The sequence below is a fragment of the Thioclava marina genome (assembly GCF_002020135.1).
Lineage (GTDB): Bacteria > Pseudomonadota > Alphaproteobacteria > Rhodobacterales > Rhodobacteraceae > Thioclava > Thioclava marina.
Map to the genome: position 1 here is coordinate 491,143 of NZ_MPZS01000001.1, position 12,277 is coordinate 503,419.

The window sequence follows — 12,277 nt, forward strand, 5'->3', positions numbered from 1 at the left end:
CATGCGCGACACGGGTAACGGGACCGGGTCCCGCGATGCGATCCTGCGCATCCGGGGCCTGGAAAAGCGTTTCGGCGCAGTGCAGGCGCTGAGCGGGGTGGACTTCGAAGTCCGCCCCGGCGAGGTGACCGCACTGGTCGGTGACAATGGCGCGGGCAAATCCGTGCTGACGAAAACCATCGCCGGCATCCACGAAGCCGATGGCGGCGAGATCGAATGGGATGGCGAGGTGGTGCGCATCCGCTCGCCGCGCGACAGTGCCGAGCTGGGCATCGAGGTCGTCTATCAGGACCTGGCGCTGTGCGACAATCTCGACGTGGTGCAGAACATGTTCCTCGGGCGCGAGATCCTGACCAACGGGATGCTCGACGAGGACGCGATGGAGCGTGCCGCCGCCGAGACCCTGCAAGGGCTGCGCGTGACCACTTTGCGCTCGATCCGCGCGCCGGTCTCGGCGCTTTCGGGCGGTCAGCGCCAGTCGATCGCGGTCGCCAAGGCCGTGATGTGGAATTCCAAGCTGGTGATCCTCGACGAACCCACCGCCGCCTTGGGCGTGGCGCAGACCGGACAGGTTCTGCAACTCGTGCGACGTCTGGCCGATCAGGGCCTCGCGGTGGTGATGATCTCGCACAACCTCAACGATGTCTTCGCGGTCTCGGACCGAATTGCGGTACTGCGTCTGGGCGAGATGGTCAGCCAGGGTCCGATCGAGGAATACGACACCCAGCGCGTGGTCGAGCTGATGACCACCGGCAAATCCGATCACGTGGTCGAGCCCGGTGCGATGCGCGCCGCCGCCTCCATCGCGGCCGAGAACGCCAAGGAGGTCGCCGCCCAACGCGAGGCCTCCGGCGAGAGCGGCCCGGCGGCGGTGGTCGCGAACGGCAATGACGAGAGTTTCGCCGCCTACATGTCGCGCACATGGTCGAAGATCAAGGCGGGCGAGAGCGGCGTGCTGCCGGTCGTGCTCGGCTTCGTGCTGATCTCGCTGATCTTCCAGCTGCAGAACCCGAAATTCCTCTCGCCGGGCAATATCGTGAACCTGCTGGTGCAGGGTTCGGTCTTCATGATGATCGGGATGGGGCAGGTCTTCGTGCTGCTTCTGGGCGAGATCGACCTTTCGCTTGGCTTCGTGGCCGGGATCGGCGCGACGGTGGCGACGCTGCTGGTGGCGCCGGGCACCGACTGGCCCTGGTGGGCGGCGGTCGCGGCGGGGCTTGGCGTGACGGCGGTGCTGGGCATCTTCCAGGGCACACTGATCACCCGGCTGAAACTGCCCTCTTTCGTGGTGACGCTGGCGGGGCTTCTGGGCTTCAACGGGCTGATGATCCAGCTTCTTGGCGCAGGCGGCACGATCCCGATCGCCAATGAGACGATCAACAACTTTGCCAATGGCACGCTGAGCGTTCCGATGGGTTGGGCGATGACCGGGATCGTGGTCGCGATCTACGCAGCGCTGACCTTCCGCAAGGATGCCAAGCGCCGCGCGCATGGGCTCGTGGCCCCGCCGATGGGTCTGACGCTGATGAAGATCGGCGCAGCGGTGCTGGCGGGCGTGGTTCTGGTGGTGATCTCGAACATGAATCGCGGCGTGGCGCGTTTCCCGCTCTCGGGCATGCCCTGGGTCATCCCGATCGTCTTCGCGGTGCTGCTGGCCTGGTCCTTCCTGCTCGGCAAGCTGAAGTTCGGCCGCTACGTGCTCGCCATCGGCGGCAATGCCGAAGCCGCACGCCGCGCGGGCATCAACCTGCGCCTGATCCGGACGGCAGCCTTCACGCTGGCGGCCACGACGGCGGGGCTTGGGGGGATCCTCTACGCCTCGCGGCTGCGCTCGATCTCGACGAGCTTCGACGGCGGCACGATCGTGCTCTACGTCGTCGCCACGGCGGTGATCGGAGGCACGTCGCTCTTCGGTGGGCGCGGTCACCCGCTGCATGCGATCCTCGGCGGCGTGGTCATCGCGGCCATCGTCAACGGCATGGCGCTTCTGGGCCTGCCCGCGGCGGTGCAGCTGATGGCGACGGCGGCGGTGCTTCTGGCCTCGATCACGGTGGATGTGGTCGTGCGCCGGCGGGGCGAGACCAGCCGCTGAAGCCCTTCCTCACCGAGCAATCCCCGAACGCGCGCGAGCCCCCTCGCGCGCGTTTTTCCATGCCCGCCGCGCCCTCCCCGAACCGCCACGAACACCGCACGCCCCCGTTGTGAGCGAAATCGCAAAGCGCCGGAAAATCCCCCGAAAAACCGCTTGTCTCCCCCCTGCACCATCCCTATACGGGTCGACGGAGACGTGGCCGAGTGGTCGAAGGCGCTCCCCTGCTAAGGGAGTAGGCGGGAAACCGTCTCGAGGGTTCGAATCCCTTCGTCTCCGCCATCACCAGATTTTTGGATCGACACCGAGAAAGCGCACGGGATGGCTTGGCCGTCCGGGCGCGCCTCGGCAATGGGCCTGAGCGGCACCGCAGCCCGCCTCTCCGATCTTCATTCCGTTTTGCCAAGATCGACGTGCCGCTCACGCGCAAGCAGATCGCCCGCCAGGCAGACCGGCGCGTCAAAGCAAATGAATTCGAATTTCAGGGTATTATGGCGGAGAGGAAGGGATTCGAACCCTCGAGACGGTTCCCCGCCTACACACTTTCCAGGCGTGCGCCTTCGACCACTCGGCCACCTCTCCGCCGGCGGGTTTAGCCGTAAATCCGGGCAGGATGCAAGAGCCGATCCCGATAAATGGTCACGAAGCACATAACCCCCTGTTTCGCGCCCCGCCACCGCTTGCGCCCCCGGCAGCGCCCCCCTAGCATGGGACCTGAAAACGCCGGCACGCAAGCCCGGCGCTGGGGAATGGCTCGGGACGAGATGCAAATGAAGGACCAACCCGATGAGGGCATGCCCGCCCTGATCGACACGCGTCGCCACGCGCCGCGCCAGCTGACCAATGTGCTGCTGGGAATCATCGCCTTCGCGCTTGTGCTGTTCCTGATGGTTCAGGCGAAATTCATCCTGATTTCGCTCGCCATCGCGATCATCCTCTTCTCGCTGACCTCCGAGGCGATCAACGCGGTCGGGCGGCTGCGGATCGGCCCGCTGCGGATCCCGCCACGGGTGGCCTCGCTGGTGGCGCTGGCGCTGATCGCAGGGGGGCTGCTGACGCTGACCGCGGTGCTGATCAGCCAGGTCAACACCGTGGTCACGATGATCCTCAACTATGCCGGCCCCGCGCAGAAGGCGATCGCGCAGCTCTTCGGCTGGATGGGCCCCGAGGTCGAACAATCCGTGCTCGCCTCGATGCAGAAGATCCAGGTCGCGGGCTATCTCACGACGCTGGCGGGACAGGCATCGAACCTGCTCTCGGCGGCGATCCTGATCATCCTCTTCGTGGGCTTTCTCTTCGCCGAGCGAATCTGGTTCGACGCGAAACTGCTCAGCCTGATGGGCGATCCCGACCGCGCCGAGAAGATCTCGCGCATGGTGGGCTCGATCATGCGCCGGGTGAACCATTACCTGCTTGTGAAAGCCATCGTGAGCGCCGTGACCGCCGTCGCCGTCTACGGCGTCTTCACCTATGGCGGGTTCGACCTCGCCGTCCCCGTCGCGATCATCACCTTCGCGCTCAACTTCATCCCCTCGATCGGCTCGATCATCGCCACGATCATCGCCGCGCTCGCGGTCTATGTGCTCACCCAGAACCCCTATTCGGCGGGCTCGGTGCTGGTGGCGATCGGGTTGCTGCAATTCATCATCGGCAATGTCATCGACCCGATGCTGATGGGCCATGCGCTGCGGCTCTCGAGCTTCGGCATCATCATCTCGCTAGCCTTCTGGGGCGCGGTCTGGGGGCTGCCGGGGATGTTTCTCGCGGTGCCGATCATGGTGGCGCTGATGATCATCTGCGCCCAGAGCCCGAGACTACGTCCGCTCGCGATACTTCTGTCGCGCGAAGGCCTGCCAGACACCGAGCACTGACGCCCGATGCGAAGGGGGCGCCGCCCGCCTCGCCCGCGGCGATTACCCCGGAATATTTCAGACAGCTGGAAGGGGCGGCCCGCGCCGCCTCTTCTTTGCGATCTTCTTCTTGACAAAAATATCTCGGGGTGAGGGCCGAAGGCCCGAGGGGCAGCACCCCTGCGCCCCGCTCTCAGCCCTTCGTGGCCGCGAGGAAAGCGCGGATCCGGTCGGGATCCTTCACGCCCGGCGCGCTTTCGACGCCCGAAGAGACATCGACCTGCCGGGCCCCGGTCAGGCGGATCGCCTCGCCCACATTCGCGGGCGTGAGCCCGCCCGCGAGCATCCAGGGTTTCTCCCAGCTCCGGCCCGCGATCAGCCGCCAGTCGAAGGCAAGCCCGTTGCCGCCCGGAAGCACCGCGCCCTTGGGCGCTTTCGCATCGAGCAGGATCTGATCGGCAACGGCCTCGTACTCTGCGATCTTCGGCAGATCGGCGGCCTCGGCGACCCCCACCGCCTTCATCACCGGCAGCCCGAAGCGGCGACGGATCTCGGCCACGCGCTCGGGGCTCTCGGAGCCATGGAGCTGCAGCATGTCGAGCGGCACCGCGTCACAGATCGCGGCGAGTTCCGCATCGCTCGCATTGACCGTGAGCGCCACCTTGGCGACGCCGGGAGGAACCTCGATCGCGAGATCGCGCGCGGCGGCGATCTCGAGATGGCGCGGCGATTTCGGAAAGAAGACGAAGCCGAGATAACGCGCCCCGGCCTCGACCGCGGCGGCGACATCCGTGGCGGTGCGCAGCCCGCAGATCTTCACGCGCACCGGCCCCGGCACGCCCCTGTCGATGGCGACGGTGGTCATCTCAGCGCGCGGGGTGCTCGATCAGGGCGAGGACATCGTCCTCCGGGCCCTTGGTCTCGTGGCGCAGGGTCTTGACCTCGGCCTCGAGCATCGAGGCCTTGCGGGTCGCGCGCACCGCCGTGCGGCGCAGCTTGGCCTCGCGCAGCCATTCCCAGACGAAGCCGATCAGCAGCCCGAGGATCACGCCACCAAGGATCACGAGGAAGAGCGGCACCTGCACCGCCCAGCTCATCCCGAGAAACTGCCCCGCCTCGGCCGGCAGGACACGCAAGGTGACGATATCGCGATTGGCCAGCGCCAACCCGATCAGGATCAGGGCCAGAAGCCCAAGAAACAGCAGCCGCAGGGCGCGTATCATTTGCTCTTATTCCTCATTCCCGTTCAGCCGGTCACGCAACAGCTTGCCGGTCTTGAAGAAGGGGACGTGTTTTTCCTCAACCTCGACCGCATCGCCGGTGCGCGGGTTGCGGCCCGTGCGCGCGTCGCGCTTCTTCACCGAGAAGGCTCCGAAGCCACGCAGCTCGACGCGGTCACCGCTGGCGAGCGCCTCGGTGATCTCGTCGAAGATCGTATTCACGATCTTCTCGACGTCCCGCTGAAACAGATGCGGGTTTTCCTCGGAAATCTTGGCGATCAACTCAGAGCGGATCATCTGTCTTCCCCCCACGGGCCATTTTCCGGGTTCTTCCCGGATTTTCACGCGTATCTTTCTACGACTATAGGAGCATTCCCGCGATGGCGGAACAGGAAAGACCCGGAAATTCCATGTGAAAACGTGCCCCTAGCGCCCTCTCGGCTAAATTTTGCGCCTTCGCATTTGCAGAAAATGCGGCCCGGCACCGATCCGGGCGCGCGCGATGCGAATCGGGCAAAGCAAAAGGCCCCGCCGGTCTGGCGAGGCCTTCGCATGAGCCTTGCGGCCCGATCTCTTAGTTGTCGCCCTTGAGCGCAGCGCCCAGGATGTCGCCGAGCGAGGCACCCGAGTCGGACGAGCCGTACTGTTCCACGGCTTCCTTCTCTTCGGCGATCTCGCGCGCCTTGATCGACACGCCGAGCTTGCGGGTCTTGCTGTCGACATTGGTCACGCGGACATCGACGTGGTCACCGACCTGGAAGCGCTCGGGGCGCTGGTCGGCACGATCACGGGCCAGATCCGAGCGGCGGATGAACGACTTCATGCCGTTGTATTCCACTTCGATCCCGCCATCCTCGATCGCGGTGACGGTCACGGTGATGACCGAGCCACGCTTCACGCCGTCAACGGCATCCGAGAAGGTGTCGGCGTCGAGCGCCTTGATCGAGAGCGAGATACGCTCCTTGTCGGTATCGACCTCGGTGACGGCCGCCTTGACCATATCGCCCTTGCGGTACGACTGGATGGCATCCTCACCGCGCTGATCCCAGCTGAGATCCGACAGGTGCACCATGCCGTCGATGTCGTTGTCGAGGCCGATGAACAGACCGAATTCGGTGATGTTCTTGACTTCGCCTTCGATGACGGTGCCGACCGGGTGGGTTTCCGCGAAGACTTCCCACGGGTTGCGCATGGTCTGCTTGAGACCCAGCGACACGCGGCGCTTGGCCGGATCGATCTCGAGGACCATGACGTCCACTTCCTGCGAGGTCGAGACGATCTTGCCGGGGTGCACGTTCTTCTTGGTCCAGGACATTTCCGAGACGTGGACGAGACCTTCGACACCCGGCTCCAGCTCGACGAACGCGCCGTAGTCGGTGATGTTGGTCACGCGGCCGGTGTGGACCGAACCCAGCGGGAACTTCGATTCCACCGAATCCCACGGATCCGACTGGAGCTGCTTCATGCCCAGCGAGATGCGGTGGGTGTCCTTGTTGATCTTCACGACCTGGACCTTCACGGTCTCGCCGATCGAGAGGATCTCGGACGGGTGGTTCACGCGGCGCCACGCCATGTCGGTGACGTGCAGCAGACCGTCGACACCGCCGAGGTCAACGAACGCACCGTATTCGGTGATGTTCTTGACGACGCCCTCGACAACCTGACCTTCGGAGAGGTTGGCGATGACTTCGGCGCGCTGTTCGGCGCGGCTCTCTTCGAGGATCGCGCGGCGCGAGACAACGATGTTGCCACGACGACGGTCCATCTTGAGGATCTGGAAGGGCTGCTTGAGACCCATGAGCGGGCCAGCGTCGCGCACGGGGCGCACGTCGACCTGCGAGCCCGGAAGGAACGCGACAGCGCCGCCGAGATCGACGGTGAAGCCACCCTTGACGCGGCCGAAGATGGCGCCTTCGACGCGCTCTTCCTTGGCGTAAGCGGCTTCGAGGCGATCCCAGGCCTCTTCGCGACGAGCCTTCTCGCGCGAGATCACGGCCTCGCCACGGGCGTTTTCAACGCGGTCGAGATAGACTTCCACCTCGTCGCCCACTGCGATCGAGGGGGCCTCGCCCGGGTTGGCGAATTCTTTGAGTTCGACGCGGCCTTCCATCTTGTAGCCGACATCGATGATGGCCTGGCCCGCCTCGATGGCGATGACCTTGCCTTTGACAACCGAACCCTCATGGGGGGTGTCGATCTCGAGGCTCTCATTGAGAAGAGCTTCGAATTCTTCCATGCTTGCAGTTTGCGACATGCGTTTACAGTTTCCTTTACAGCGTTGGTTTTCTGGCCATGCGGTTGGCTCCGCCGGTCTTTCGTTGAAAAGCCCGAAATGCAAAAATGCGAGCGCCGGGCAGACCCGACCCTCTCGGACCGCGCCGATATAGGCGCGATTTTCCAATACAGCAAGCGTTTATTGCCCCGAGCGAGGGGCTTTCGCACCGGCCTTCAGGGGCCGCGCGCGCGGGCTCAGCCCTCGACCGGGCCCGCCAGCGCCTTTTCGAGATCGCCAATCATCCAGTCCGACAACGGCTTGGCGGTCGCCGGGTAGGTCGCGATCACCTTCCCGTCACGCCCGAGCAACACCTTGTTGAAGTTCCAGCTCGGCTCGAACCCCTTCGCCTCACGCAGCCAGCTGTAGAAGGGATGCGCCCCCTGCCCCTTGACCGAGGTGAGCTGCGCCATCGGCAGCTCCGCGCCGAAGGTCAGCGCGCAGTAGCGTTTCGCCTCCTCGGCGCTCGACAGTTCCTGCTTGAAATCGTTCGAGGGCACGGTGAGGACCACCAGCCCCTGCGGCCCGTAGCGTTCGGCCAGCGTCTGAAGCTCGGTGAATTGCGGGGCAAAGCCGCATTTCGACGCCGTGTTGACCACCAGCACCACCTTGCCCCGGTAATCCGCGAGGCTCACCCGCTCACCTTCGACAAGATCGAAATGCAGATCTCCCGGCGCGGGCGTCTCGGCGCGCAGCGGCAGGGCGAACATCGCGACAGTCAAAATTGTTGCGAGAATACGGAAGGTCATGGAAATCATCCTCGAATGCGTCCTGCACCTATAACGCAGAACCGGCGATTTTGTTCACTCCCTTGTGAACATATATCCAAAATACTGCAATTACTCAATCGCAGATCCGGCTCACCTTGCGATATTTCGGGACCTTTGCCTCGGGAATCTCATAGGGATCACGCGGACTTACACCGGGCATCGGCGCATCGGGCTCCACGCTCACGCTTTCGGGATCGAGCGCGAGGCGCTGACAGATTCCCAGCGAGCGCTCCGCGATCTGGTCAAGATTGCGCAGGTCCAGAAGATGTCCGCCCTTGCGCGCATAGCCCGTCACCCCGAAAGCAAGCGGCGGATCGAGCCGCAGCCGCTGCGTAGTCTCCCCGAACAGCTCGCCCGGCCCCTGCCAGTCCTTGGGCTCACCGATCGCGAATTGCAGCTCGAACTGTCCCGGCGGCACCAGCAGACGGAAGAACTCGCCCCCGCGCGCATAGGCGCCGATCACATCCGTCCCGGTCGCAACGTCGCGCAGAACAAGGTAAAAGTCGCGCCCCGGCGCGGTCTTGATCTGCAAGGGCATGGTGCGCGGCAGCTCGCTTGCCGACCAGAGCAGCCCCTGGGGCCGGGTCTCGGCGCGCAAAGGTGCAGCCAGAAGCAGAAAAATCAGGACAAGACGGATCATCGTCCGAATATAGGAAGCCGCGCGTGCCCTGACCAGTCAGCCGAGCTTTTGCGAGACCGCCTCGCAAGCGCGTGCAACCGCCTCCTCGATGCTCAGATCGGAGGTGTCGAGCACAAGCGCATCCTCGGCCGGTCTCAACGGTGCATCGGCGCGGTTCATATCGCGGTCGTCACGCTCGCGTACCTGCGCCAGAACCTGCGCCTCCTCGCCGCCAACCTCCAGCCAGCGGCGATGCGCGCGCACTTCGGGCGATGCGGTGACGAACAGCTTCACCTCCGCCCCCGGGCAGATCACCGTGCCGATATCGCGACCGTCGAGCACCGCGCCCCCCTCGCGCCGGGCAAACTCGCGCTGGAAATCGACCAGTGCGGCGCGCACGTCCGGGATCACCGCGACGATCGAGGCCGCCTGCCCTGCCTCCAACGTGCGCAGATCGTCGCGCGCCAGATCCTCCGGGCAAAGCCCTTTCGCCGCCGCGACCGGATCAAGCCCCCCGGCCTGCGCCTTCACCCCTACCGCACGATAAAGCGCGCCGGTGTCGAGATGGGCAAAGCCGAACCGTTCCGCCACAGCCCGGCTGATCGTCCCCTTGCCCGCAGCTGCGGGACCGTCGATGGCGACCGTGAAACGCATGACTGGTCCTTTCCTCTCGTGGCAGGCGCCGGACGCTCCGCGGGGGATATTTTCAGGCAGTTGGAAAGGCAGGTCTATGCCCCTACCCCAACAGTTTCAAATATCCCCGCCGAAGGCTTCCTCCCTCTCAGCTCCCCCGAACAATCTCGGCGCCGAGACCGGCCATCAGATCCTCGAAGACCGGGAAAGAGGTGGCAATGGGCGAACCGTCATCGACCGAGACGGGCTGTTGCGCGGCCATGCCGAGCACCATGAAGCTCATCGCGATGCGGTGGTCGAGATGCGTCGCCGCCGTGCCGCCGCCGGGCACGCCCTCGGGGCCGCAGCCATGCACGATCAGCGTGTCCTCGTCTTCCTCGATCTTTACGCCATTGGCCTCCAGCCCGCGCGCCATCGCGTCGATCCGGTCGCTTTCCTTGACGCGCAGCTCATGCACGCCCGGCATCCGGGTGACGCCGTCTGCGAAGGCCGCGACGACCGAGAGAACGGGATATTCGTCGATCTGGGCCGAGGCGCGCTCGGCCGGCACGTCGATCCCGTGCAGCTTCGAGTACCGCACGCGCAGATCCGCGACCGGCTCACCGCCCTCTTCGCGCTCGTTTTCGAAGGCGATGTCGGCGCCCATTTCCTTGAGCGTGATGAAGAGCCCGTTGCGGGTCGGGTTCTGGCTGACACCCGGCACCACGATTTCCGAGCCGGGCACGATCAGCGCCGCACAGACCGGGAAAGCGGCCGAGCTGGGATCGCGCGGCACGGCGACCTCTTGCGCAACCAGTTCCGGTTGGCCTTGCAGGGTGATGACATGGCCCTCATCGGTGATCTCGGTGGTGATCTCGGCCCCGAACCCGCGCAACATCCGCTCGGTATGATCGCGGGTCGCGGTTGTCTCGATCACGACCGTCTGGCCCGGCGCGTTCAGCCCCGCCAGCAGCACCGCCGATTTCACCTGCGCCGAGGCCATCGGCGTCGTATAGCGTACCGGCACGGGCGTCTTCGCCCCAACGATGGTCATCGGCAGCCGCCCACCGTGGCGCCCATAGGCCTGTGCCCCAAAAAGCGCGACGGGATCGGTCACCCGGCCCATCGGGCGTTTGCGCAAGGACCCGTCCCCGGTGAAGGTCGCGGTGATCGGCGAGGTCGCCATCGCCCCCATGATCAGCCGCACGCCGGTGCCCGAATTACCGCAATCGATGATGTTTTCCGGCTCGGCGAACCCGCCCACGCCCACGCCATGGACCGACCATTCACCCGGCCCGTGCTGCGTGACCTCGGCCCCGAAGGCACGCATGGCCTTGGCCGTATCGAGCACGTCCTCGCCCTCGAGCAGACCGGTGATCTTCGTCTCGCCCACCGAGAGCGCGCCGAGGATCAGCGCGCGGTGGCTGATCGACTTGTCGCCGGGAACCTCGGCCGTGCCCTTGAGGGGCCCGCATTTGCGCGAGGTCATCTTGATCGGGGTGCCGTGGCCGGACATGTCGCCTCCCAAATTTCGTCGCGCCCCTGTTAGCGCGATCTCGCGGGCGGCGGAAGGGCTCAGATCCGCCGATAGGTCAGGTAATGCGGCTTGCGGCCCTCGCGCAGCGCCTTTTGCTCGTAGCGGGTCGAGAGCCAGTCGGCCCAAGGGGTGTCCCAATCGCCCGAGACATTCTGCGGATCGTCGAAATCGAACGCGGCGGGCACCTCGAAGAGCGGCTCGAAGCCTGCTTTGGGCACCTCCTCGACGGTCTGGCGCACGTAATCGGGAATGTCGGTCGCCACGCGAAACTCCGCGCCGGGCTTGAGCGCGCGATGCAGCGGTTCGAGATGTTCTTGCGTGACGAAGCGCCGGCGGTGGTGCTTCGATTTCGGCCAGGGATCGGGATAAAGAAGAAACGCCTTCGAGATCGAGCCTTCGGGCAGCACGTCCATCAGGTCGCGCGCATCGCCCGGATGCACCGCGACATTCGCAATCTTCTCACGGCGCAGCTTGCCCAGCAGCATCGCGACCCCGTTGATGAAGGGCTCGCAGCCAATGATCTCGACGCCCGGATAGGTCTTGGCCATATGCGCCAGATGCTCGCCCCCGCCGAAGCCGACCTCGAGCCAGACCGGTTTGCCCTTGAACCGCGCCGCCATATCCAGCGGCACCCGGTCGGGGTTCACATCCCAGCCGACCGGCCCGGGCGACAGCCGCGGCAGATCCTCGCGCAGATAATCCTTCTGCGCCTTGTTCAGCGTCTTGCCGTGGCGACGTCCATAGAAGTTGCGCCAGGGGGAGCCGTTCGGGGCGGTATCGTCAAAATCGTCCATGGGCCGCGCCTCTAGCTGCGCACGTCGGAAAACTCAAGCCTTCTGGATGAGGAAGAGCCCGAGGCACATGCAACCGATGCCCGCCCCGCGCATCAGGGTGATCGGGCGGATCATCGCACCGAAGAGCCCGAACTGGTCGATCATGGCAGCCGAGATCATCTGCCCCAGCAACACGAAGAACACCGCATTGCCGACCCCGAATTTCGGCGCGACGAAGGTGATCGAGATGACATAGAAAGCCACCAGAAGCCCGGCGAGGAACAGATACCACGGCTGTCCCGGCAAACGTGCGATGGCAGACGGCCCGGTCGTGACCATCATCGCCGCGACTGCGCCCCCGAGCGCCACGCAAAACAGCACCACCGCCGCCACCGCGGGCGAGCCGATCCGCGCGCCGAGCTGCGCATTGAGAGCCGCCAGAAGCGGGATGCCGATCCCGGCGGCAAGCATGATCGCGGCGTAGCGCAGGGCGTCGGGCATGGGTCTCTCCTCCGGTTTGCGGCGGAGAGTGGCG

12 protein-coding genes and 2 tRNA genes are annotated in these 12,277 nt (G+C 65.3%); 3 read left to right on the forward strand and 11 right to left on the reverse strand.

All coding sequences use genetic code 11. From position 1 onward, the window contains the following. The first annotated feature begins 1 nt into the window (after position 1). A complete protein-coding gene (locus BMG00_RS17450; protein ID WP_146642542.1) occupies positions 2–2,092 on the forward strand; it encodes an ATP-binding cassette domain-containing protein in 2,091 nt (696 codons plus the stop codon). Between the two features lie 189 nt (positions 2,093–2,281). Continuing rightward, positions 2,282–2,371 (forward strand) — tRNA-Ser (locus BMG00_RS02340). A 210-nt stretch (positions 2,372–2,581) separates the two neighbouring features. On the opposite strand, the gene BMG00_RS02345 is transcribed toward BMG00_RS02340, so the two are convergent. Beyond that, a tRNA-Ser gene (locus tag BMG00_RS02345) sits at positions 2,582–2,671 on the reverse strand. Between the two features lie 188 nt (positions 2,672–2,859). Here BMG00_RS02345 and BMG00_RS02350 point away from each other — a divergent pair. Further along, positions 2,860–3,960, forward strand: a complete 1,101-nt coding sequence (locus BMG00_RS02350; RefSeq protein ID WP_211274111.1) for an AI-2E family transporter — start codon at positions 2,860–2,862, stop codon at positions 3,958–3,960. 172 nt (positions 3,961–4,132) lie between these two features. Here BMG00_RS02350 and BMG00_RS02355 read toward each other — a convergent pair whose 3' ends face one another. From BMG00_RS02355 to BMG00_RS02400, 10 genes are all read right to left on the reverse strand, one after another. Beyond that, positions 4,133–4,804 carry a phosphoribosylanthranilate isomerase gene (locus BMG00_RS02355; protein ID WP_078573273.1) on the reverse strand — a complete coding sequence of 224 codons (672 nt, stop codon included), beginning with the start codon at positions 4,802–4,804 and terminating at the stop codon, positions 4,133–4,135. A gap of 1 nt (position 4,805) precedes the next feature. After that, positions 4,806–5,162 (reverse strand): LapA family protein, encoded by a 357-nt coding sequence (locus BMG00_RS02360; RefSeq protein WP_245794935.1) that lies wholly within the window; start codon positions 5,160–5,162, stop codon positions 4,806–4,808. Positions 5,163–5,168: 6 nt separating this feature from the next. Continuing rightward, positions 5,169–5,456: an integration host factor subunit beta gene (ihfB, locus tag BMG00_RS02365; protein WP_038072940.1), complete on the reverse strand. Its 288-nt coding sequence runs from the start codon at positions 5,454–5,456 to the stop codon at positions 5,169–5,171. A gap of 277 nt (positions 5,457–5,733) precedes the next feature. Continuing rightward, positions 5,734–7,413: a 30S ribosomal protein S1 gene (rpsA, locus tag BMG00_RS02370; RefSeq protein WP_078573274.1), complete on the reverse strand. Its 1,680-nt coding sequence runs from the start codon at positions 7,411–7,413 to the stop codon at positions 5,734–5,736. Positions 7,414–7,628: 215 nt separating this feature from the next. Then, positions 7,629–8,180, reverse strand: a complete 552-nt coding sequence (locus BMG00_RS02375) for a glutathione peroxidase (protein WP_078528201.1) — start codon at positions 8,178–8,180, stop codon at positions 7,629–7,631. 94 nt (positions 8,181–8,274) lie between these two features. Continuing rightward, positions 8,275–8,841: a hypothetical protein gene (locus tag BMG00_RS02380; RefSeq protein ID WP_078573275.1), complete on the reverse strand. Its 567-nt coding sequence runs from the start codon at positions 8,839–8,841 to the stop codon at positions 8,275–8,277. Positions 8,842–8,877: 36 nt separating this feature from the next. Beyond that, on the reverse strand, positions 8,878–9,474 hold the full coding sequence (locus tag BMG00_RS02385; RefSeq protein ID WP_078573276.1) for a (d)CMP kinase: 597 nt from the start codon (positions 9,472–9,474) through the stop codon (positions 8,878–8,880). A 127-nt stretch (positions 9,475–9,601) separates the two neighbouring features. Next, positions 9,602–10,948, reverse strand: a complete 1,347-nt coding sequence (gene aroA / locus BMG00_RS02390; protein WP_078573277.1) for a 3-phosphoshikimate 1-carboxyvinyltransferase — start codon at positions 10,946–10,948, stop codon at positions 9,602–9,604. 59 nt (positions 10,949–11,007) lie between these two features. Next, a complete protein-coding gene (gene trmB / locus BMG00_RS02395) occupies positions 11,008–11,763 on the reverse strand; it encodes a tRNA (guanine(46)-N(7))-methyltransferase TrmB (protein WP_078573278.1) in 756 nt (251 codons plus the stop codon). A gap of 33 nt (positions 11,764–11,796) precedes the next feature. Next, positions 11,797–12,243: a DMT family transporter gene (locus tag BMG00_RS02400; protein WP_078528218.1), complete on the reverse strand. Its 447-nt coding sequence runs from the start codon at positions 12,241–12,243 to the stop codon at positions 11,797–11,799. Between the last annotated feature and the right edge of the window lie 34 nt (positions 12,244–12,277).

Bases quoted from the DNA above. Each gene is read 5' to 3' on its own strand.
- BMG00_RS02380 (WP_078573275.1), bottom strand. From the start codon at position 8,841: ATGATCCGTCTTGTCCTGATTTTTCTGCTTCTGGCTGCACCTTTGCGC.
- BMG00_RS02350 (WP_211274111.1), top strand. From the start codon at position 2,860: ATGAAGGACCAACCCGATGAGGGCATGCCCGCCCTGATCGACACGCGT.
- BMG00_RS02385 (WP_078573276.1), bottom strand. From the start codon at position 9,474: ATGCGTTTCACGGTCGCCATCGACGGTCCCGCAGCTGCGGGCAAGGGG.
- BMG00_RS02375 (WP_078528201.1), bottom strand. From the start codon at position 8,180: ATGACCTTCCGTATTCTCGCAACAATTTTGACTGTCGCGATGTTCGCC.
- BMG00_RS17450 (WP_146642542.1), top strand. From the start codon at position 2: ATGCGCGACACGGGTAACGGGACCGGGTCCCGCGATGCGATCCTGCGC.
- BMG00_RS02400 (WP_078528218.1), bottom strand. From the start codon at position 12,243: ATGCCCGACGCCCTGCGCTACGCCGCGATCATGCTTGCCGCCGGGATC.
- BMG00_RS02360 (WP_245794935.1), bottom strand. From the start codon at position 5,162: ATGATACGCGCCCTGCGGCTGCTGTTTCTTGGGCTTCTGGCCCTGATC.
- BMG00_RS02355 (WP_078573273.1), bottom strand. From the start codon at position 4,804: ATGACCACCGTCGCCATCGACAGGGGCGTGCCGGGGCCGGTGCGCGTG.
- rpsA (WP_078573274.1), bottom strand. From the start codon at position 7,413: ATGTCGCAAACTGCAAGCATGGAAGAATTCGAAGCTCTTCTCAATGAG.
- ihfB (WP_038072940.1), bottom strand. From the start codon at position 5,456: ATGATCCGCTCTGAGTTGATCGCCAAGATTTCCGAGGAAAACCCGCAT.
- trmB (WP_078573278.1), bottom strand. From the start codon at position 11,763: ATGGACGATTTTGACGATACCGCCCCGAACGGCTCCCCCTGGCGCAAC.
- aroA (WP_078573277.1), bottom strand. From the start codon at position 10,948: ATGTCCGGCCACGGCACCCCGATCAAGATGACCTCGCGCAAATGCGGG.